The 21,508-nt window shown below is 58.2% G+C and carries 19 protein-coding genes; 12 read left to right on the forward strand and 7 right to left on the reverse strand.

All coding sequences use genetic code 11. From position 1 onward, the window contains the following. The first annotated feature begins 6 nt into the window (after positions 1-6). Positions 7-1,308 (forward strand): PQQ-dependent sugar dehydrogenase, encoded by a 1,302-nt coding sequence (locus tag AC6I8I_RS09260; RefSeq protein WP_312054703.1) that lies wholly within the window; start codon positions 7-9, stop codon positions 1,306-1,308. Positions 1,309-1,919: 611 nt separating this feature from the next. After that, positions 1,920-2,561, forward strand: coding sequence for a DapH/DapD/GlmU-related protein (locus AC6I8I_RS09265; protein WP_312756930.1), 642 nt, complete (start codon positions 1,920-1,922; stop codon positions 2,559-2,561). Positions 2,562-2,593: 32 nt separating this feature from the next. Here the strand turns inward: AC6I8I_RS09265 and AC6I8I_RS09270 are convergent, their stop codons facing one another. After that, on the reverse strand, positions 2,594-3,919 hold the full coding sequence (locus tag AC6I8I_RS09270) for an MFS transporter (protein WP_312054701.1): 1,326 nt from the start codon (positions 3,917-3,919) through the stop codon (positions 2,594-2,596). A gap of 203 nt (positions 3,920-4,122) precedes the next feature. Beyond that, positions 4,123-5,103 (reverse strand): GT-D fold domain-containing glycosyltransferase, encoded by a 981-nt coding sequence (locus AC6I8I_RS09275; RefSeq protein ID WP_312054699.1) that lies wholly within the window; start codon positions 5,101-5,103, stop codon positions 4,123-4,125. 689 nt (positions 5,104-5,792) lie between these two features. Between AC6I8I_RS09275 and AC6I8I_RS09280 the strand changes: the two genes are divergently transcribed. The 7 genes from AC6I8I_RS09280 (at position 5,793) to AC6I8I_RS09310 (ending at position 14,791) form a co-directional block, all read left to right on the forward strand. Beyond that, positions 5,793-8,150 (forward strand): membrane-bound PQQ-dependent dehydrogenase, glucose/quinate/shikimate family, encoded by a 2,358-nt coding sequence (locus AC6I8I_RS09280; RefSeq protein ID WP_497828594.1) that lies wholly within the window; start codon positions 5,793-5,795, stop codon positions 8,148-8,150. A 312-nt stretch (positions 8,151-8,462) separates the two neighbouring features. Further along, positions 8,463-9,443 carry a TIM barrel protein gene (locus AC6I8I_RS09285; RefSeq protein ID WP_312054695.1) on the forward strand — a complete coding sequence of 327 codons (981 nt, stop codon included), beginning with the start codon at positions 8,463-8,465 and terminating at the stop codon, positions 9,441-9,443. Positions 9,444-9,506: 63 nt separating this feature from the next. After that, positions 9,507-10,547 carry a sugar ABC transporter substrate-binding protein gene (locus AC6I8I_RS09290; protein ID WP_312054693.1) on the forward strand — a complete coding sequence of 347 codons (1,041 nt, stop codon included), beginning with the start codon at positions 9,507-9,509 and terminating at the stop codon, positions 10,545-10,547. A 16-nt stretch (positions 10,548-10,563) separates the two neighbouring features. Then, positions 10,564-12,054, forward strand: a complete 1,491-nt coding sequence (locus AC6I8I_RS09295; protein ID WP_312054692.1) for a sugar ABC transporter ATP-binding protein — start codon at positions 10,564-10,566, stop codon at positions 12,052-12,054. 45 nt (positions 12,055-12,099) lie between these two features. Then, positions 12,100-13,071 (forward strand): ABC transporter permease, encoded by a 972-nt coding sequence (locus tag AC6I8I_RS09300; protein ID WP_312054691.1) that lies wholly within the window; start codon positions 12,100-12,102, stop codon positions 13,069-13,071. Further along, positions 13,071-13,928, forward strand: a complete 858-nt coding sequence (locus tag AC6I8I_RS09305) for a MurR/RpiR family transcriptional regulator (RefSeq protein ID WP_312054690.1) — start codon at positions 13,071-13,073, stop codon at positions 13,926-13,928. The genes AC6I8I_RS09300 and AC6I8I_RS09305 overlap by 1 nt, the downstream gene beginning before the upstream one ends. 2 nt (positions 13,929-13,930) lie before the next feature. After that, complete coding sequence (locus tag AC6I8I_RS09310) at positions 13,931-14,791, forward strand: PfkB family carbohydrate kinase (RefSeq protein WP_312054688.1); 861 nt, start codon at positions 13,931-13,933, stop codon at positions 14,789-14,791. Positions 14,792-14,831: 40 nt separating this feature from the next. On the opposite strand, the gene curA is transcribed toward AC6I8I_RS09310, so the two are convergent. After that, complete coding sequence (curA, locus tag AC6I8I_RS09315; RefSeq protein ID WP_312756935.1) at positions 14,832-15,863, reverse strand: NADPH-dependent curcumin/dihydrocurcumin reductase; 1,032 nt, start codon at positions 15,861-15,863, stop codon at positions 14,832-14,834. 211 nt (positions 15,864-16,074) lie between these two features. Here curA and AC6I8I_RS09320 point away from each other — a divergent pair, with 211 nt between their 5' ends. Further along, positions 16,075-16,938: an AraC family transcriptional regulator gene (locus AC6I8I_RS09320; protein WP_497828595.1), complete on the forward strand. Its 864-nt coding sequence runs from the start codon at positions 16,075-16,077 to the stop codon at positions 16,936-16,938. Here the strand turns inward: AC6I8I_RS09320 and AC6I8I_RS09325 are convergent. Together AC6I8I_RS09325 and AC6I8I_RS09330 are read right to left on the reverse strand one after the other, a co-directional pair. Beyond that, positions 16,914-17,552 (reverse strand): LysE family translocator, encoded by a 639-nt coding sequence (locus AC6I8I_RS09325; protein WP_312756938.1) that lies wholly within the window; start codon positions 17,550-17,552, stop codon positions 16,914-16,916. The two genes, AC6I8I_RS09320 and AC6I8I_RS09325, sit on opposite strands and share 25 nt — an antisense overlap. 138 nt (positions 17,553-17,690) lie before the next feature. Further along, entirely contained in the window at positions 17,691-18,224 is a 534-nt protein-coding gene (locus tag AC6I8I_RS09330) for a GNAT family N-acetyltransferase (RefSeq protein WP_497828596.1), read from the reverse strand. A 95-nt stretch (positions 18,225-18,319) separates the two neighbouring features. Here AC6I8I_RS09330 and AC6I8I_RS09335 point away from each other — a divergent pair, with 95 nt between their 5' ends. Beyond that, positions 18,320-18,712 (forward strand): VOC family protein, encoded by a 393-nt coding sequence (locus tag AC6I8I_RS09335; protein ID WP_312756942.1) that lies wholly within the window; start codon positions 18,320-18,322, stop codon positions 18,710-18,712. Here AC6I8I_RS09335 and AC6I8I_RS09340 read toward each other — a convergent pair whose 3' ends face one another. Next, entirely contained in the window at positions 18,713-19,087 is a 375-nt protein-coding gene (locus AC6I8I_RS09340) for a DUF4440 domain-containing protein (RefSeq protein ID WP_497820044.1), read from the reverse strand. Then, positions 19,084-20,460: an MFS transporter gene (locus tag AC6I8I_RS09345; protein ID WP_312756946.1), complete on the reverse strand. Its 1,377-nt coding sequence runs from the start codon at positions 20,458-20,460 to the stop codon at positions 19,084-19,086. The genes AC6I8I_RS09340 and AC6I8I_RS09345 overlap by 4 nt, the downstream gene beginning before the upstream one ends. A 112-nt stretch (positions 20,461-20,572) precedes the next feature. Here AC6I8I_RS09345 and AC6I8I_RS09350 point away from each other — a divergent pair, with 112 nt between their 5' ends. Further along, positions 20,573-21,490 (forward strand): LysR family transcriptional regulator, encoded by a 918-nt coding sequence (locus AC6I8I_RS09350; protein WP_312756948.1) that lies wholly within the window; start codon positions 20,573-20,575, stop codon positions 21,488-21,490. Positions 21,491-21,508: the final 18 nt, after the last annotated feature.

Raw genomic sequence — 21,508 nt, forward strand, 5'->3', positions numbered from 1 at the left:
GCCACCATGAAAATGCAGCATAAATCTATCCTGGCGCTCACCCTGACGGCTCTGCTGGTGGGCTGTGATGATGGCGCGCTGGTCGATCCGCAGAAACAGACTGGACCCAACCCGGAACTGCCGCAGGCGCAGAACTTCTTTATGCCGCCAATGCAGGTGCCGGAAGGCACGCCGTGGAAAGCGGGCGAAATGCCAACAGTGGCGCAGGGGCTGAAAATCGAGAAAATCGCCGAGAATCTGCAGCATCCGCGCCAGGTCTATGTGTTACCGAATAACGATGTGCTGGTGGCGGAATCAAACGGGCCGGCGAAGCCGACCACCCGACCTAAGCAGCTGATCATGGGCATTGTGCAGAAAGCCTCAGGCAAAGGCGGGGCCGGTGGCAATCGCATCACGCTGCTGCGTAACGTTAACGGTAAATGGGAGCAGCATCGCTTTATCGAAAACCTGCATTCGCCGTTTGGCATGCAGCTGGTTGGCAACACGCTTTACGTCGCTAATGCCGATAGCCTGGTGAAATTCCCGTATCGCGAAGGGGACACCGAAATCCGCACCCCACCGGAAGAAGTGACCGAACTGCCGGGCGGCCCGATTAACCATCACTGGACTAAAGCGCTGTTAGCCAGCCCGGACGGCAGCAAACTGTATGTCGGCGTTGGCTCCAACAGTAACGTTACCGAAAACGGCATCGGGGCCGAATACCGGCGTGCGGCGGTGCTGGAAGTGGACGCCGCCAGCGGTGCCAGCCGCATTTACGCCAGCGGGCTGCGCAATCCGACCGGCTTACAGTGGGAACCGCAGAGCGGCAAGCTGTGGGCCATCGTCAACGAGCGTGACGAAATCGGTTCCGATCTGGTGCCGGACTATATGACCTCGGTGCAGGATAAAGGCTTCTACGGCTGGCCCTACAGCTACTTTGGTCAGCATGTCGATAGCCGCGCTGAACCGCAGCGTCCAGATCTGGTTGAGAAGGCGATAAAGCCGGATTACGCGCTCAGCTCGCACGTCGCACCGCTCGGACTGCTGTTTTACGGTGCCGATAATATGCCGCAGTATCGCGGTGGTGCCTTCATCAGTGAGCACGGCAGCTGGAACCGCACGCCGCTCAACGGCTACAAAGTGGTGTGGGTGAAGTTTGAAAACGGCAAGCCGGTCGGGCAGCCACAGACGGTGGTGTCCGGCTTCCTGACGGAAGATGAGAAGCAGGTGCGGGGACTGCCGGTTGGCCTGGCCAGCGACCAGCAGGGCGGCGTTTTGATCGCTGATGATGCCGGCAATACCGTCTGGCGGATCAGCGCCGCCAACTAAAAGTTTATGACCGGCATAAAAAAAGGATTTGGCGTAATGCCAAATCCTTTATTTTTTTGCTCGCTACCCGGCTGGTAACCGCGCTGCGAACGAGGTGCTCAGCACTCTCCACACAGCAGATTGTAAAATGTGCGGCTAAGGATTTCAAGTTTCGCCAAAATACTGTATGTTTATACATGTGTTGAGCGTTGGGCGAAGCCTCATTGTCGACTGGCCGCTCCCAGGGGCACGGTTTCCAAAATCCCGGCAGGCATCAGGTGGTGCTGGCCTGTGGCTTTAACCATGAGTGCCGCTCAGCCCTCTCCACAAAGATGTGCTTAGGCGCCCGGCGGGTAGAGTCAAAGCCTCGGTTGCCGAACAGCGCGCTCCTGTTACAGGAGAAGGAAAGTGATGGAACTGACTAAGCTGATTCTGGATCTGATCCGGGTCATCTTGCAGATCATCGTTGCCCTTATGCAACTGACCGGTCACGCAGGTTAACCGGAACTTGAATCAAGGCGGAGCTAACCACTCCGCCTTTTTTCGCTGTCAATTGGCTGTCATGCTGGCCGGGTAGAGTGGCGCGACAGCGTGACGCCAGCCTGGCGTCACCTTTCGCTATCGGGAGTGTTATGTCAGTTGCCACCGTTATGCCCGCCAGACTCCAGCACACCCGGATTGATGAGAGTGTGCGTCTGCGTGAAACCCACATCGGCCAGCAGTGTGAAATTCTGGCCCACAGCGCGCTGGAATATTGCGCGCTGGGGGACTTCTCTTACGTCGGGGAGCATTGCAGCATCGCCGATAGCCAGATTGGCCGCTTCTGCGCCATCGCTAATCAGGTGCGCATCGGTGCGCCCAATCATCCAATGGATCGCGCTTCCCAGCATCGCTTCACCTACTGCCCGGAGTATTACCACCCTGACGCTCAACGCGATGGCAGTTTCTTTGCCGCGCGTCGTGCCGATCGGGTGACCATCGGGCACGATGTCTGGATTGGCCATGCGGTGATTGTACTGCCCGGCGTTACCGTTGGTGATGGCGCGGTACTGGCGGCGGGTGCGGTAGTGACCAAAGATGTCGCGCCTTACAGCGTAGTGGGCGGCGTGCCAGCCAGGCCACTGCGGCTGCGGTTTACCCCGGCGATTGCCGCCCGGTTGCAGCGTATTGCCTGGTGGGACTGGCCACTGGAAAAACTGCTGGCTAACCTGGCGGACTTTCAACAGGGTGATATTGAACAGTTCTGCGATCGTCACGACCGCCGAACCGCGTAACGGTCGCCCCGCGCGAACCGGGGCGACAACCATCATGCCACCGACCTCTCTGCCACCTCAGACGACGCGGTATCAGCGACCAGCGGTTTTTCCGGTTGCAGCAGAGTCATCGCCAGCATACTGCCAAACGCGATCAGCGCGGTGACGGTAAACATCGCGTTGTAGCCGTAATATTCCGCCAGCCAGCCGCATAACATCGGCGAGATGATCGCGGCCAGATTGGCAATCGCCAGCGTCATGCCGCTGTAGGTGCCGACTGAGGCTTTCGGGGTGACGTCAATCACCACTGACCAGTAGACGTTATTCACCAGCGCGTTGAGCGCGTTGCCCAGCGTCATCAGGGCAATAATCCCGGCGGCTGACGACACGTAAGGGATCGCCATAAAGCAACAGGCGGTGCCGCACAGCGTGACTGCGGCGAACAGGTTGCGCGCCAGCCGCAGGTTATTGAAACGGGCCAGCAGGGTATCGGCGATCCGTCCGCCCAGCAGTACGGTCACACAGGCACCGCTCCACGGGATCATCGCCACGTACCACAGCGAATGCAGGTCGTAATGGAAATTATCCTGCAGGTATTTCGGCATCCACGTCACCAGGGTAAAGGTGATGTAGAGGAAGGAGAAGTAGCCCAGTGCGTTGCACACCAGGGTGCGGCTGGTGAAGAAGCGCCACCACGGCAGCGCCACGCCATCGGCTGCGCGCTGACGCTGGCCGTCACGGATCAGCTTGCGTTCGGCTGCGCTGGTGGCGGGACTGCTCTCTGGACCGTCACTGAAGGTGCGGGCAAACAGCGCCATCGCCAGCAGCGAAAACACCCCCAGCAGAATAAACATCATCCGCCAGTCACCGGTCAGCAGCAGCAGCCCGACCGCAATCGGCGCGGTCAGCAGCGCGCCAACCTGGGTGGAGAGCAGGCCAATGCCGAGCGCCAGGCCGCGTTCGTTATCCGGCGCCCAGTGCGCAATCGCCTTGTTCATCAGCGCGTAGGCGGGACCTTCTGAGAAGCCAAACAGGATGCGCAGGGCGGCAAAGCCCATAATGGCGGAACCGCCAAACAGCGCCATACCCAGCTCACCGGCCCAGGCGGTCGCGATCTCCAGCAGCGACCAGAGTACGCCTGCCAGTAACCAGACCTTTTTGGTGCCGATGCGATCGGCAAGAAAGCCGCCGCACAGTGAACCAAACAGATAACCAAAGCCAAAGTAGCCCAGCACGGCACCCAGCTGCACTTTACTGAAGTGGTACTCGACGGCAATCGCGTTGGCGGCAAACGACAGCGCGCCGCGGTCGATGTAGTTGATCAGGGCGATCAGGAACAACAGTGAAAATATGGTGTAACGGTAACGGCTGGCCTTCATCTCACTTCTCCTGAATGGAATTAACAGGATCGATTAAGCAAAATGAGTGCCGGAAATGCGGGCCGGGCTGAAAAGCCAGCGGGTGCAGGCGGTGCAGACCGCCTGACGGGCGAGCGGTGATGAAGAATTACCCGGCTAATTATTCGCCTGCGCATCAATCCGGTGCAGAGCGTGCCTGATAACAGGGAGTGCAGGGTTCAGGCTCAGGTTGCGTTGTGCTGCGTCTGACTGGCGTGGGGGAGCGGCATTAGCGGTGGCTCTTCCGGTTCGCCAACATGTTGCAGTACCTGCTGCTGATAGCCGGCATCCGCCACCGCGCTCTGCTCACTCAGCAGCACGCCTGCTTCATTGACGTTTTTGCCCGCCACTTTAATTTTATCGGTGGCACTGGCCAGCATCCATTCATATTCAATATCAACGTGGCCACTATCAATACAGCGAATGCCCTGCTGGCTGAGATCGTAAGCCAGTACCGTTGCGGTTGGGCCGAGTGAAATTAAGACCAGATCAAAATCAGCAGCATGGGATAAAACGGCGGCATACAGGCGGTCATAAATTGAAAAAGCGTTACGGTTTAAGGTGGTAATTCTTTTAACTTCACCCGCCCCGGCCAGTAAATCATTACCTAATCCCAGTCGCGTGCCGCTGCCTTCAACAATTAATACCCGTCGGTCTTTATAGAGCAGCTTGAATTTATCAAAGATGGTGCGGGATAACTGCTTGGTTTTATAATCGTGATAGGGTCGGGTCACCGAAGTATTACCATACTGGTACTGCTTATTCAGCAGAGAGTGATAATATTTAAAATAAAACGATTTGTGAAAGAACCAGAACAGGGCCGATCCGTTACGCATATTTCGCGTAGTGCGAAAGGCGTCCGGCAGGCAGAGCAGGCAGTGCGGGTTGGCTTGTGGTCCTTGCTGCAACAGTGTCTTAAGCCTTGCCGAGAGGCGTGGGTCGAAGGGCTGAAAACCGATGTTCTTATAATAGGTCATCTCCAGTTCCCCATCGCCGTAGCGGGCCAGCGATAACTGCGGATCGCTTAATAGCCGATCGATGGTCTCTTCTATCGACATCACTGAATAAGATTTAACTCTGGCCTGAGCAGCCGGATAACGAAGCGCTGCATTAATAAATTTAAACGGGAAACGAATCTTACGATAAATCGCATTTATTGCCGACATGATTAGCCTGCCTGTTTTATTTTGCCGGCGATAAATGTGCAGCGCCTGCATGAACGGAAATAAAGGTCTGCCTGATCTATATCATACTGCATTAATGTTGCCAGGCTGAGGAATATCTTAAAGCTATTTAGCGCAATAAGTTAACAGCAACGTTAATATTTTATCGGGCTTATCGGACTCGATGTAAACAAACGCTTTAAGCAGAAAAGGGGTAATAAATAAAAGCGCTGCCGGTCGGGCGGCGTTAACCTCTTGTTCGCAGGCACTATTTCACACCGGGTGACGCAAAGATGAAAATAAGCGCAGCTTATTCGCTGGCGGGGTTAAGATTTAGCGCAGTCAGCTCCCCGCGTTCTGATTACACAATTTTGTCAGTTGAAAAAGGTTTAAGCGACGTTGTGGTGGCGTGTCGCTGAAGTTTAACTTGTTGATTAAATCCACAGCTTTGAACAAAAGGTGCGGTTCACTCAGGCCATTGGTTAATTTTTTGTGATGAATGTCGCGGTTTTACCGCTTCGGAAAGTAAAAAAAGCGGCGATTAGGCTATTGAGGGGGGGGATATTAATAAGTCTGTCTAATGTCTTACCTTTCGACATGTTTTTACATATTTCTTACGTTAGTTAAAATCCCGTTGATTTTATGTTTTCTAATTTGATTTTCTACCGCCGCTAATGACCCGAGGATGGATCATGATTAACAAAATTACCAGTGTAATCATGGCGATAATTGCTATCGCCCTGATTTACATGGGAGGACAACTCCTGCTGGTGGGAGGGAGTGCATTCTATGCGCTAATCGGCGTGGGCGTTTTGCTCAGCGCTATCCTGCTGTTTATGAACAAGCGCAGCGCGCTAACGCTCTATGCGTTGCTGATGTGGATCACCCTGTTCTGGATTATCTGGGAAGTGGGCTTCGACAAGTGGCAGTGGATCCCGCGCGGTGACCTGTTTGGGGTACTGGGCGTCTGGCTGGCACTGCCGTGGGTGGTCCGGTCGCTCTATCAGGGACAGCGCCGTTTCCATCCGTTTTTGGGCGGGACAGTTATCCTGATGGTGCTGCTGGTGATCGGCCTGTGCTTCTACGATCCGGTTCCTCAGCAGGGCACCATCAGCAACGCGCGCACGCCATCTGCGACTAACGGTGCAGCTGACGAGTGGAGCGCTTATGGCGGCACCACTGACGGCCAGCGCTTCTCGGCACTGAAGCAGATCACCAAAGACAACGTGAAAGATCTGGAAGTGGCGTGGACCTATCATACTGGCGATCTGCGTCAGGGTGATGATGCCACCGAGTACACCTTTGAAGCGACGCCGCTGAAAGCCAACGGCATGCTTTACTTCTGTACGCCGCATAACGAAGTCCACGCGCTCGACCCGGAAACCGGTGCGGTGAAGTGGAAGACGGCGCCGGATAAAAACCGCTCTTATCTGCAGCAGCACCAGACCTGTCGCGGCGTCAGCTACTTCGACGCGGGCCAGGCGGCTCAGCCGCAAAGCAGCGCGCAGCCGGCCCTGTGCCGCAAGCGTATCTTCAACGCCACCACCGACGCTCGCCTGATTGCGCTGGATGCCGACACCGGTAAAGCCTGTGCTGACTTCGGTGATAACGGTGTGGTGAACCTGCGCGCTAACATGGGCGATGTCCGTCCCCATGCGCTGATGCAGACCGCTGCGCCACTGGTTGCTGGCAATCTGGTGATTGTCGGTGGCTCAGTGATGGATAACGGTTTCAACACCGGCAACCCGTCTGGCGTGATCCGTGCTTACGATGCGATCAGCGGTCGTCTGGTGTGGAACTTCGATCCGGCCAATCCGGAAAATACCGCGCCGGTAGCGGCAGCCGCCACCTATCCCCAGGATACCCCGGTTGCCTGGGCGACCCTGAGCGCTGACCTGAAAAATGGGCTGGTCTATGTGCCGTTTGGCAACGCCTCGCCGGATGAAGTCGGCATTGAGCGTGACCCAAACAGCAACACCGAGAAGTTCCGCGATGCGCTGGTGGCGCTGGATCTGAAAACCGGTGCCTTTAAATGGCGTTATCAGAGTTCAAACCACGATCTGTGGGACCGTGACAATCCGTCACAGCCTTCGCTGATTGATATCGACTATCAGGGCAAGTCACAACCGGCGGTGATCCTGCCGACCAAAACCGGCAACCTGTTTGTGCTGAACCGTCTGACCGGCGAACCGGTTTATCCGGTGGAGCAGGTTAAGGTCTCGACTGATGGCATCAAAGGCGAGCAGTATGCCGCCACGCAGCCGGTCTCCAGCCTTAACTTCATTCCGCAGCAGCTGACTGAAAAGTCGATGTGGGGTATCACGCCGTTTGACCAGATGAGCTGCCGGGCCGATTTCCGTGAGCTGCGTTACGACGGTAACCCGTGGACGCCGCCAACCGAGAAAGGCTCGCTGATCTTCCCGGGCAACATCGGGGTGTTCAACTGGGGCTCGGTGGCCGTTGATCCGCAGCGTCAGATGCTGATTGCTGCGCCAGTCCGTCTGGCCTACAAATACAACCTGATCAAGCGCACGCCGGAAACCGCAACCCAGCGTACCTTCACCAAAGATGGTGCGCCGTACTGGAATGAAAACTTCCACGGCGACTATGCGATTCACATCCAGCAGCTGGCTTCTGGCCTCGGCATTCCGTGCATCGCGCCACCGTGGGGACGCATGGTCGGTGTCGATCTGAAAACCGGCAAAACCGAATGGCTGCGTCGGGTGGGTAACACCAAAAACCTGAAAACCAGCTTCCTGCCGGGCCGTTTCCCTATCGGCTTCCCGATGGGGATGGTGGCACACGGTGGTCCGTTACTGACCGCGGGCGATCTGGTGTTCCACGGTGCCACGGCGGATAACTTCTTCCGTGCCTATGACAGCACCACCGGCGAGCTGCTGTGGCAGACCGAACTGAGCGCTGGCGCGCAGGCCACGCCATCTACCTTTATGGGTAAAGATGGTAAGCAGTACGTGGTGATTGCCGCTGGCGGACACGGTTCGCTCGGCACCACGGCGGGCGACAGCGTGGTCGCTTTCCGTCTGAAGTAACCTGACAGGCTGAGCGCCACTGGCTGGCGCTCAGCTTTTTTTCTTCCCGCTGCCGCACCGTTTTTTTACCTGCTTTCGCCTGACACCTTCCTCGTCTAACTCCTTGTTGTCGCAGTTTTTTCAGAGACCGGTCCGCGCAATTCATCTAATCACTCCACGAAACTATTTCGTGATGGCTCTCTCAGTTCAGAGATTCAGCAGCGCTGCGACGCTTGCGCAGCACAGCACATAGAGTAGATTAATGCATAACTTCACAAATAACTGTGAATATGGAAAGTACATCACAAGTCGCTATCTGAAGGATTGATCACCATGTCCGAACTGAAATTCGCCACTCGTCTTAACTCCTTCGCCTCGGGCGCTCATCTCTACTGGCCCGATTTACAGGGCAAACCGTCGGTGCTGCAGATGATTGCCCGCGCCGGTAAGGTGAAGGGCTTAACCCATCTCGATCTCAATTTCCCGCAGCACCTCACCACTGACATCCCGACCCTACGTCAGGCGATTGCCGACGCCGGGCTGGCCGTCAACGGCATGCAGATGCGCTGGGATGCGCCGCAGTTCAAAATCGGTGCCTTCACCCATCCGGATGCGAAGATACGTCGTGAGGCGATCGAGCTGACCAAGCGCGGCATTGACACCGGCCGGGAGTTTGGCTCACGGCTGATGACGCTGTGGATGGGGCAGGATGGTTTCGATTACTGCTTCCAGGCGGATTACAAGAAGATCTGGGAAGATGCGGTCAGCGCGGTACGTGAAGTGGCGGAGTATGCGCCGGACGTCGACGTCAGTATTGAATACAAACCCAACGAGCCACGGGCCTACAGTATTTTCCCCAATGCCACCACCTGCCTGCTGGCGGTGGAAGAGGCGGGCTGCCCGAACCTCGGCATCACGCTCGACTTCGCCCACGTGCTGTTTGCCAATGAGATCCCGGCGTACGCAGCGGCGATGGTGGCGCGCCGTTCCCGCCTGCTGGGGCTGGATCTGAACGACGGCTGGGGCAAACGCGACGACGGACTGATGGTGGGTTCGGTCAATCCACGCGCCACGCTGGAGTTTCTCTGGCAGATGCAGCGTGACGGCTACAGCGGAGCCTACTACTTCGATACCTTCCCGGATGCCAGCGGCCTTGACCCGATTCGTGAAGCGGAAAGCAATATCGCCACCGTCACCCGCCTACTGAGATTGTGTCAGCAGCTGGATGACAACGCGCCATTACAGGCGGCAATCGATCGCCAGGATGCGGTGGCGTCACAGCAGATCGTCAATGACATTATGCTGGCGCGCTAACGGCTGTAGCGCCGATAAAACAGAAAAACCTCTCCCCAACACCCGAGAAGAAAAGGCCATTGTATGAAGAAACTCCTGCTCGCCGTCATCGCTTCCTCACTGCTGTGCAGCACCGTTTATGCGGCTGAACTGGCCCCGCTGCAGTCCGACACCGAACCGGATCGCACTGACTGGACCCAGCTCGATACCAAATATGGTGCGCTGCCCAACGCGGACAAATCGCTGAAGATTGGTGGGGTATCGAAAACTCTGACCAACGAATACTGGCGTTCACTCGGCCAGGGCTATCAGAACGTGGCGAAAAAATATGGCTTCACCGTTGCGTATCAGGCGGCAGCCAATGAAGACGATCAGCTCGGTCAGCTGTCGATTGCCGAAACCCTGATTTCGCAGGGCTTTAACGGCCTGCTGGTTTCACCGCAGACCGACATCAACCTCGAACCGGCACTGGAAACCGCCAACAGCAAGAATATCCCGGTGGTTAACGTCAACGATGCGGTGATGCCCAACGCGCAGTATTACGTCGGTAACGTGCAGAAAGACAACGGCGTGCGGGTAGCCAAATGGTTTATTGAACACCATCCGCAGGGCGGAAAAGTGGCGGTGATTGAAGGGCAGCCGGGCGTCTACGCGGCCGGACAGCGCACCCGTGGTTTTAAAGAGACCTTGCAGGCCAACGGCAAATTCACTATCGCCGCCAGCGTACCGGCCAACTGGAGCCGCGAGCAGGCGTTTAACGCCGCCTCGACCATTCTGCAACAGCACCCGGACCTGATTGGTTTCTACGCCAACAACGACACCATGGCGCTCGGCGTGGTGGAAGCGGTACGGGCGCAGAACAAAGCAGCGCAGGTGGCAATCTTTGGCACCGACGGTATCTCTGACGCCTATGCCTCAATCAAGCGCGGCGAACTGACCGGCACAGTGGACAGTTTCCCGGTGCTGACCGGCGAAGTAGCGATGGATGTGATGATTCGCCTGATCAACGGCCAGAAACTCTCGCGGGTGATTTCAACCCCGCAGGCGCTGATCACCAAAGAGAACGTCGAGGCCTTTTCGACCAAAGACAACACCCGGTTACGTCAGCTGCTGACCCAGCAATAAGTCAGGCGGAGTGCCCATGGAACAGAATCGTTTGATGATGCGTGGCATCAGTAAAACCTACGGCAACGCCGCCGCGCTGCAGAACGTCGATTTTTCAGTGCGGCCCGGCGAAGTGCATGCCCTGATTGGCGAGAACGGAGCCGGCAAATCAACGCTGCTGAATATTCTCTCCGGCGTGCGGGCGGCGGACAGCGGCGAAATCAGCGTCAACGGGCAGGCGGTGCAGATGAAGAATCCGCTCAGCGCCCGTCACGCCGGTATCGCGATGATTCATCAGGAGTTGCAGCACGTTCCCGAACTCTCGGTGGCGCAGAATATGTTTCTCGGTCGTCCGCTGACCCGAGCCGGTGGCTGCTGGGTGGATAAAAGCGCCCAGCTGGCGCGGGCGACGCTGATCCTGAAAACGCTGGACCCGAGCATCGATCCCAGCACGCCGATTAAGAATCTCAAGGTGTCGCAGCAGCAGATCGTTGAAATTGCCCGGGCGCTGCTCGATGACGCCAAAATCATCGCCATGGATGAGCCGACCTCCAGCCTGACGCCGACCGAGTTTGATCGGCTGGCCGAGCTGATTGCTGACCTCAAGTCGACCGGCGTCTCGCTGATCTACGTGTCGCACAAGATGAATGAGATCTTCCGGGTCTGCGATCGCGCCACCATCATGCGTGATGGTAAACAGGTTGGGGTGGTCAATATCTGTGATGAGGATGAAGAGAGCATCGTCGCCAAAATGGTCGGGCGTAAGATCGACAAGCTCGACCACCAGGCGTTTGTCAGCGACCGCGAAGTGCTGCGGGTGGAGAACCTCGGACGCGGCAACGCGGTGGTGGCGGCCAACTTCAGCGTGCGAGCCGGTGAAGTGCTGGGCATTGCCGGGCTGGTCGGCGCGGGCCGTACTGAACTGCTGAAGCTGATTGCCGGCATCGACAAACGCACCAGCGGCACGGTAAGCGTCAACGGTAATCCGGTGAAGAACCATAACGTGCGTGCTGCCATCAAAGCCGGCATCGGTCTGGTGCCGGAAGACCGCAAAAAAGAGGGCATCATTAAAGAGCGGGCGGTGAAGATGAATATGGCGCTGCCCTCGATGCACCATTTCACCTTCGGCGGTTTACTCAGCCAGGTGCGGCTGAACCGCAAAGCACAAACGGTGATGGGCGATTTAAAACTGCGGCCGCTGGATATCGAGAAAAGTATCGGCACGCTGAGCGGCGGTAATCAGCAAAAAGTGATTATTGGTCGCTGGGTGGCGGCGGATGCCAGCGTCTTTTTATTTGATGAACCGACCCGCGGCATTGATATCGGCGCCAAGTCTGAAATTTACCATTTAATTGAAAAACTGGCTCAGGCGGGCAAAGCCATTGTGGTGGTCTCGTCTGAAATGACCGAAATCATGCGGATCGCCGACCGGGTGCTGGTAATGCGCGAGGGGCGAATAACCCAGCAATTAACCGGCAGCGCGATCACTGAAGAGAATATTGCCCGCTTTGCCATTAAACAGAGTTAACCGACTGCCTGACTTCTTATCCGGACCCTATTGAAGGTTATAACTATGATGACTCAGACGACTCCCCAGGCGGGTGTGCGCACGCCCGCGCTGCTGAAATTTAATCTGCGCGATGCCGGTACCTTAATTGGATTATTAATTATCGTGGTGACATTTTCATTTCTGTCGCCGGTATTTTTTACGTTGCCGAACCTGTTGAATATTCTGCAGCAGTCCTCGATTAACGCCTTAATTGCGCTGGGGATGACGCTGGTGATTATCTCTGGCGGTATCGACCTCTCGGTCGGTCCGACCGCGGCGCTGTCGGCGGTGCTGGGCGCAACGTTGATGGTAGCCGGGGTGCCGGTGCCGCTGGCGATCCTCGCTACGCTGGGCGTCGGGGCGATGTGTGGCCTGTTCAGCGGCACGCTGATTGCCTATGCCGGCCTGCAACCCTTTATCGTCACGCTCGGCGGTCTGTCGCTGTTTCGCGCCATTGCGCTGATCTACACCGGCGGTAATCCGATCTTCGGCATTCCGCTGTCGTTTCGCAGCTTGGTCAACAGCACCCTGTTTGGGGTCCCGATGCCGATCGTGGTGGTGGCGGTGATTGCGCTGCTGCTGTGGACGGTGATGAACAAAACCCCGCTGGGCGAATACATTCTGGCCATCGGCGGCAACGAAGAGGCGGCGCGGGTCGCCGGGGTGCCGGTGAAGCGCACCAAAGTCACGGTCTACATCTTCTCCGGTTTGCTGGCCTCACTGGCGTCGCTGATCCTGATTGGCCGTCTGGGCGCGGCGGAGCCGACCATCGGTAACCTGTGGGAACTGGATGCTATCGCGGCGGCGGCGATTGGCGGCGCCTCGTTAATGGGCGGCAAGGGCAGCGTGTTTGGCACCCTGATTGGCGTGATTATCCTGGGTGCGTTACGTAATGGTTTGACCTTACTGAACATTCAGGCCTTTTATCAATTGCTCGCTACCGGTCTGATTATTATCATAGCGATGTTGATTGACCGGGCGACCCGAGGCAAGTAATGAAGCAAGATCCACGAGCCATTGGTGCTCAGATTCGTATGCGTTTGCCCCAGCTGACGCCGTTAGAACGCCGTGTTGCTGAGGCGATTATCGCCAGAACCGACATGACCGAGCAGTCGTCATTAAAAGAGATTGCCGGTGAGAATAATGTCTCTGAGGCGATGATCGTTAAGATTACCAAAAAGCTTAACTTCACCGGCTTCCGGCATTTCAGAAGCAGCCTGATTTATTACAATCAGTCTGAGGTGGCGGGACTGCATGCGGAAATTGAGCCGGATGATTCGTCGGAACAATTGCTGGCAAAAGTATTCAGAACCTCTATCCAGGCCATCGAAGAGACCCTGTCGATTCTGGATGTCTCTGAATTTAATCGCGCGGCGGACATTATCTTTAAAGCGCGTCATATCGATCTGTATGCGGTGGGCGGATCGGCGGCGGTTGCGCGCGATCTCTCGCACAAGATGCTGAAGATAGGCATTAAGTCGACCGCCTATGATGACGCCCACATTATGCTGATGTCCGCCGCGGTGTTATCTGATGACGATGTGGTTATCGCCATCAGTCATTCGGGTGCCACGCGTGCGGTGAACGATCCGGTGAAACTGGCGGGACGGAATGGCGCGAAGGTGATCGCCATTACCAATTATGCCGAATCACCGATTGCTCGCAGCGCGCACGTGGTCCTCAATTCAACGTCTCAGGGATCGCATCTGTTAGGGGAAAACGCCGCGTCACGCATCGCCCAGCTGAATATTCTGGATGCGCTGTTTGTCGCTATCGCCAAGAAAGATTTAAAGCGGGCGGAGAAAAACCTGATGAAAACCCAGCATGCGGTTCAGGATCTGCGGGAATTCTAGCTATGAGCAAAATTGCAGTCACCGGCAGTCTTCATTACGACATTATGCTGGACGCGCCACATCGTCCGGAGAAAGGCGAAACGGTGATGGGCAGCGCCTGTCACTATAAGTTTGGCGGCAAGGGCGGTAATCAGGCGGTGGCCGCAGCCCGTGCGGGCGCAGCGGTGCGCTTTGCCGGAGCGGTCGGCAGCGATCCGCAAGGCCGTTTTCTGCTCGATCAGCTGCTACAGGCCGGAGTGGATTGCACTGCGGTCACCACTGTCGATCATCTGCCGTCAGGTATCAGCGTGGCGATTACCGATGCCGAAGGCGACTATGGCGCAGTGGTGGTCTCAAACGCCAACCAGCACATTGCGCTGGCGGCGTTTGACCAGCCGGCTTTCTGGCAGGATGTGACGATGCTGGTGTTGCAAAATGAGGTGCCGGAAGCGGTCAATCTGCGGGCGGCACAGGCGGCAAGGTCGCGTGGCATTGCGGTGTGCGTTAATGCTGCGCCAGCCAGAACGCTGTCAGCGGAGTTTGAACGCTGTATCGATCTGCTGGTGGTGAATGCGATTGAAGCGCGCGATATGTGTCAGATCAGCGTGCAGGATCTGGCTTCGGCGCGGGCCGCTGCTGAGGCGCTGGGCAGACGTTTTGCCCGGGTGGTGGTCACCGCAGGCGAACATGGCGTGGCGTATAGCGAGGCCGGCCACAGCGAGAGTCTGGCGGCGCAGAAAGTGACGCTGGTCAGCACCCATGGCGCGGGCGATTGCTTTGTCGGGGTGTTGTGTCAGCGCTTAAGCGACGGGGCAACGCTGGCGGCTGCGGTTCAGGCGGCGAACCGGGCGGCGGCAGAGCACGTGTCGCGACTGCCGCACTGATCAACCGGCGTGCAGCGTCAGTGACGCTGCACGCTTTACCTTACGATGCCACTTTCACCACGGTTTTACCGAAGTTTTTGCCGTTCAGCATATCGATAAACGCCTGTGGCGCATTCTCCAGTCCTTCAATTACATGCTCGCGATAGTGGATTTTTTTGCTTTCCACCAGTGGACGCATCGCCTCAAGGAATTCCGGATAACGATCGCCGTAATCCTGGAAGATGATAAAGCCCTGCATGCGGATCCGGCGTTTAAGAATGCCCGCCATGATCAACGAGGTGCGGTCCGGGCCGGGCGGCAGCTCACGCTGGCTGTAGGCGGAGACCAGCCCACAGACCGGCACGCGCGCCGCAGTATTCAGCAGCGGGAACACCGCATCGAACACTTTGCCCCCGACGTTCTCAAAGTAGATATCAATGCCGTCCGGACAGGCATTTTTCAGCTGCTGTTCAAAATCGGCGCTGTGGTGATCGAGACAGGCGTCAAAGCCCAGTGTATCCACGGCATAACGGCACTTCTCTTCACCTCCGGCGACCCCAACGACCCGGCAGCCTTGCTGTTTGCCTAACTGGCCAACCGTCGCCCCGACCGGTCCGGTCGCCGCCGCCACCACCAGCGTTTCACCGGCTTTTGGCTGACCAATATCCATCAGGCCCATGTAGGCGGTGAAGCCTGGCATACCGAGAATGCCCAGTGCCCATGATGGGTGCGGCAGATCGTTGCCCAGCTTCGCGATCTCTTTGCCATCCGAGACGGCATATTCCTGCCAGCCGCTTTGCGACAGTACCCAGTCGCCGCTCTGGAAATCGCTGTTTTTTGATTCAGCGACCTGACAGACGGTACCGCCGACCATTGGCTGGTCCAGTTCGGCCGGCGCGGCATACGATTTACCCTCATCCATGCGGCCACGCATGTACGGGTCGAGCGAAAGGTAGATAGTGCGCAGCAGCACTTCACCCTCTTTCAGTTCCGGTATCGGCTGCGCTACATGGCGGAAATTCTCTTTGGTCGGTTCGCCCTGTGGGCGAGAGGCCAGTAACCAGGCGTGGTTCTGCGTCGCGTGTTCAGTCATGCTGTCATCCTTTTAGTGCGGGGCAACGCGCTGTGCATTGCCAGGTGAACGTCGACAAAGTGTAGATGACATCTGACAGGGTGCGTTTAGCGCTGTGGGCGGTATGAGATCGGGGCCCGCTGACAACGGGAGCGCTGACCCGCATTCGGCACGGCGTGAACGGCGGCGGACCGATTGCATTCGCAACGGCAAAATGGTGTGATGATTCATCGTGACAGAGAGATCCGCTGGCAAAAATCCGCTGGCAAAAAAGGGCGACAGAATGGCGCTACACTCCTCGGCGTGGTTCAGTTTTAACGGCATTGAATGCTCGCAGGTCAGCGCCTGCGACGCGGTTTTCCCACGTCATCTGCATGATGAGTATGTGATCAGCGCCAACCTGACCGGCGTTGAGCAGATCTGGCTGGCGGGCAAAACCGCCGAGGTGAAGGCCGGGCAGGTCACCTTATACAATCCGGCCACGCTGCAGGCCTCGCGATTCGATCGTCAGGGGGTGAGCTTTATCAGCGTGCATCTGCCACAGTCATTGCTGCAGAGCCTTGCCCGCGCGCACAACCTGGTCAGTCACCAGCAGGCACCGGCGTTGCGTGAAGGAGTGCTGGACGAACCGCGTCTGTTTAGCGCTATATGTGACTTCGCTGCGGCGAGCCGGGACCATGAGCTGGCGGATCAGCAACAGCGGCTGCTGTCGCTGTGTGGCGAACTGCTGCAACCCGAAGCGCCGGCTGACCCGGCAGAGCATCGGCTGGTGGCCGCGGTCAAAGCTGAACTGCATGCGACGCTGGAGAGCAAACCTTCGCTTGACCATCTGGCCCGCCAGGCGGGTGTGAGCAAGTATCACCTGGTACGCTGCTTTACCCGCCACACCGGTCTGCCGCCGCTGCAATATCATATGCAGCTGCGTCTGCACCGGGCCCGTCAGCTGCTGCGTAACCGGGTCCATCCGCTGGAAGCGGCGCTGGCGCTGGGCTTTTACGATCAGAGTCATTTCATCAATGCCTTCCGGAAAGTGATGGGCGTGACGCCGCATGACTATGCCCGGCACACCGCTCACGGCAGCATAAATTCCCGATAGCCAGAGACGATTACGTAGACAGCGAAATAGCTGAAGATGATGGCCGAGGCGATGGCGCAATATTTCAGCAAGCGCTGACCCAGCGCCCGGCCGCCCAGATGCCCGACCAGGCACAAGGCGCAGGTCCAGAGCACGCCGGCGATGAAGAAGCCGCTGAGAAAGGCGGATGAGGTGGCCGCGCTCTGCTGACCGATGCGGGAAATCAGCGCACCGCCGACGGTGGCGAACCACAGAATCGCACTCGGCGAGGAGAGCGCCAGCAGTACGCCACGGGAAAACTCACGTTTCAGCGGGCGCGGCGGCGCGGCCGTCTCCAGACCGACCGGCGCTGCGGGGCGGGCGGCGGCAAACGCCATTTTGACCGCGAACCACAGCAGCATAGCGCTGCCGCCAATCCACAACACCCAGCGTACCGCGCTGAACTGCAGCAGCACCGCCATGCCGGAGAGCGCCAGCAGCGCATACACCAGATCGCCGACGCAGGTCCCGATGCCCAGCCAGAACCCCTGGAAATAGCCGCGCTGCATCGCCAGCGTGATCATCGCGATGTTCGCGATACCGATATCGAGGCACAACGACAGGCTCAGCAAAAAACCATTAGAAAATGGCATCATGCGGCACCGCCCGGCAGGATGAATTGGGTGAGGAGTAAGGCTGGCATCAGGCTTCCTGTTAGCAGTAAAAAGGAAACCCGATTTCATCACCGGCGGGCGAGAGGAATATTGGAAAAAATTGCGGAAAAAATGGCGGATTCACGCCGGCCGGGCCAGCCACGCTGCGCGCGACAGCGCATAAAGCTGGCTCGGTGCAGCATTGGCGACGTCCTGAATCTCACTGACATAGCGCAGCCCGGCTTTCTCCAGCACCTTAATCGACGCCTGATGGTGTTTTCTGACCCGCGCTTCAATGGTACTTAACGCCAGCGCCGTAAAGCCATAACCGACGGTGAAGCAGGCGAATTCCGTGGCGTATCCCTGGCCCCAGGCGGCGGTTTCAAAGCGGTATCCGAGATTATTCATCCGCCGTTCATCCTGCAGGTGCACGCTCAGGCCGCCAAAACCAATCGGCTTATCGGGATGCGCCTGACGGGCAATCGCCCAGCGGCCGAAGCCGTCATCCTGCCAGCCCTGTAGCCATGCCTGTAGTACGTCATGGGCCTGCTGGCGATCGCGCAACGGACCGGCCGGATTAAAGGTATTGGTGGCGGGATCGCCATAGATACGCCACAAATCGGCTTCATCTTCTGGCCGGATCGGCCGTAGCAGTAAACGTTCAGTGTGCAGCATGGTATCAGCCTCGGCAGGGTGCGGTTGCGCACCCGGCGTAACAGAGAGAACGGAATGTTGTGATAAATAACAGTAAACCTGAAGGAGAGAAAGCGATGAATATTCAACAACTGCGTATCGCCCGACCGGTGACCGATCTGAACCGAAGCAGCCGAATGTACTGTCATGGCCTGGCGCTCAGCCCGATCGGCGCGTTTGAACAGCATCAGGGATTTAGCGGCGTGATGCTGGGGCGGGCCGATTTAAACTGGCATCTGGAATTTACCCGCTGTGATGCCCATCCGCTGACGCCGCAGGTGTCCGACGACGACCTGCTGGTGCTCTATATTCCGGCCAGAGAGCAGTGGCTGACCCACTGCAAGCGGATGGATCAGGCGGGATTCCAGCGGCGTCCGGCCTTTAATCCCTACTGGGATCGGCAGGGCATCACCTTCCTGGATGCTGATGGCTATCGGGTGGTGTTGCAGCACGCCGCCTGGCAACCCTGACTACTCTGGCTGGCGCGTCTCGTGCAGGTGCCGCCACAGTAGCCGCTCACCCTGTCGCGTAAACAGCACGCTGGACCAGCGGACAATCGGCGTCTGGCCCGGCTGGTGGTGGTGCTCACGGTATAACACCACCGCGCCCTGCGGCCATTCCGCCAGTAAGGTCAGCCGATCGAGCGTAATCTGCAGGCCTGGCCGGGCGGCGCGCTGGCTGCTGAACATCGCGCTCAGTGCGGCGTAATCAATCACCGCGCCGCTCAGGGTAATCATTGAAAAGTCGGTATCAAAACGGCTCAGCAGCGCGTCGCCGCTGCCTGCACTCAGCCAGGCTTCTATCGCCTGATGGGCTTCGATGACTTCACGAAAATAACGGTTCATACGGACTCCTTGTGGGGGGATAAGCGCCGGACAATGGCGCGGTTATCAAAACCAAAACTGGCCAGAATCGGCAGCAGGCCGATCAGCGCGGCGCTGTAAAAGGTCAGCTGGTAGGCGAGAGGTAACGCCAGATGGGCGGAGAGCAGATCCAGCAACAGGCTTAGCAGCGCCACGCCAAAGCAAAAGCTCAGCTGGCGGTTAACCGTCCACAGGGCGCTGGCGTGCGGCAGCGCATCGTCGTCGGTTTCAAGAAATGCGCTGCTCTGAGCGGTGCTGCTGCACAGGCTGCCGCCAGCCCCCATCAGGGCAAAAGCCAGTATCAGCCCCGGCAGCGGTGCCGGCGCGCTGACCTGCGCCAGTACGCCTATCCCCAGCGCCTGGAGCAGACAGCCGGTGACGATCAGCGGACGCGGGCCGGTGTGATTGAAGCGTTTACCGGTCAGCACGATCGCCAGTCCCGACGCCAGCGACCACGGCAGCATCAGCATGCCGCACGCCACCGGCGTCAGCCCGAGCTGTGCCTGCAGATAGAACATGGCGAGCAGGCTGAGACCGATAAACATTCCCGGCACGCACTGATAGACGATCATTGAGAAGCGCATCAGCTGGCCGGGATGCATCGGCAGCAGCGGATGAGCATGGCGACGGCTACTGCGGATAAACAGGGTAGCCAGCAGCCCGCCGGACAGCAGCAGCGCAACCGCCTGCGGTCGCCGGGCCGGATCGCTGATCCAGGTTAATCCCAGTAACAGCGTAGCCAGCGCGCCACAGCCGCTGAGCAGGCCTGTCAGATGCAGCGGCGGCCGGATGGCGGGCAGGGGTTCGCGTTTGATCCAGCAGGCGGCCAGTAACAGCGTCAGCAGTGAAACGGGCAGGCTGACCATGAAGATGCCGCGCCAGCTAAGCGTTGTCACCAGCAGGCCGCCCAGCGAGGGTGATAACGCCGGGGCTAACAGACCGACCAGCATTACCGCCGCCGACAGCCTGGCGCGTTGCTGTGGCGGATAGAGACGCCAGGTCAGCGCCTGACCGACCGGAATAATCAGGCCGCCGCCGATGCCCTGAATGACCCGCCAGCCGATCAGCGCCGCCAGGCTGGGTGCCAGTCCCGCACCGGCGGTTGCCACGCTGAACAACAGTAAGGAGATCAGAAATACCCGCCGCGCGCCGATACGCTGGCTTAGCCAGGCGCTGAGCGGGATGACTAAGGTCAGGCCAAGAATATAGCCGTTGCTCACCCAGGCCAGCTCTGCCACCGAGGCATGCAGGCTGTGGCCGATAGTCGGATAGGCGACGCTGCCGATAAACAGGGTGATCAGGTCGATAAAAAAGCCGAGCAGGAATACCGTGGCGACTTTACTACGATAGGTCATAAGTGGGCTCTCTCCGGAACGATGAGCACACTTTAGGCGCGGCAGAATGTCAGATAAACTCCGGATTCAGCGATATACTGTCAACGCATTTTTGACAATAAGGATGATGCCGATGCTCAATCTACAGCGGGTGGCGATGTTTGTGGCGGTGGTGGAGAGCGGCAGTTTTACCGCCGCCGCCGCTTCGCTCGGCCAGACTAAAGCGGCAGTGAGTTTCAGCCTGCGGCAGCTTGAAGCGGAGCTGGGCGTCAGCCTGCTGCTGCGCACCACCCGACGGCTGGCGCTGACCGCGGCAGGCGACGCCTTTTATCGCCGTAGCGTGACACTGTTGCAGGATGCGCAGGGGATGCTTGACGACGTGCAGCGCGATCACCGCGGGTTAACCGGCGAGCTGCATATCACCAGTACGCCGGAATATGGGGTGCAGATGATCATTCCGGCGCTCACTGCCTTTCAGCGGCAGCATCCCGATCTGCGTATCCGGCACGTCGCCTCGACCGCGACTGACGATCTGATTTCCGGCCGTTTTGATGTGGCTATCCGACTCGGCCGGTTAGCGGATTCCACCCATCGGGCGGCACTGCTGGATCGTTTTGCCATACTGCCGGTGGCCGCACCGGAATGGCTGAACCACCAGCCGGTTGACTCGCTGAGCGCGCTGGCCCAGGCTGACTGGATTGTGCACAACCGGCTTACCGACCCGCTACGCTGGCAGCTGAGCGGTCCGGATGGTCAGATGATTCCGTTTGAGATAACCCGGCCGGTCAGGTTTTCGGCAGACAGCGCGGCGGCACTGATGGCATTTGCGCTGCAGGGCAATGGGGTCGCGCTGCTGCCGGCGTGGCTGGTGAGTGAGGCGATTGAACGCGGCAGCCTGTGTCATCTGCTGCCGGACTACGCGTTTCCGATGCAGGGTATCTATGCCGTCTACCCGGATACCCGACACGTTGCGGAAAAGGTGCGCAGCTTTATCGACTTTTTACGTCAGCGGATCGCCTTAAGCGCTGGACAGGGCGGCGTAACCGGTTGAGTCTGTCAGCTGCTCACT

It is taken from the genome of Pantoea sp. X-Soil-YNGN-775 (assembly GCF_059730575.1).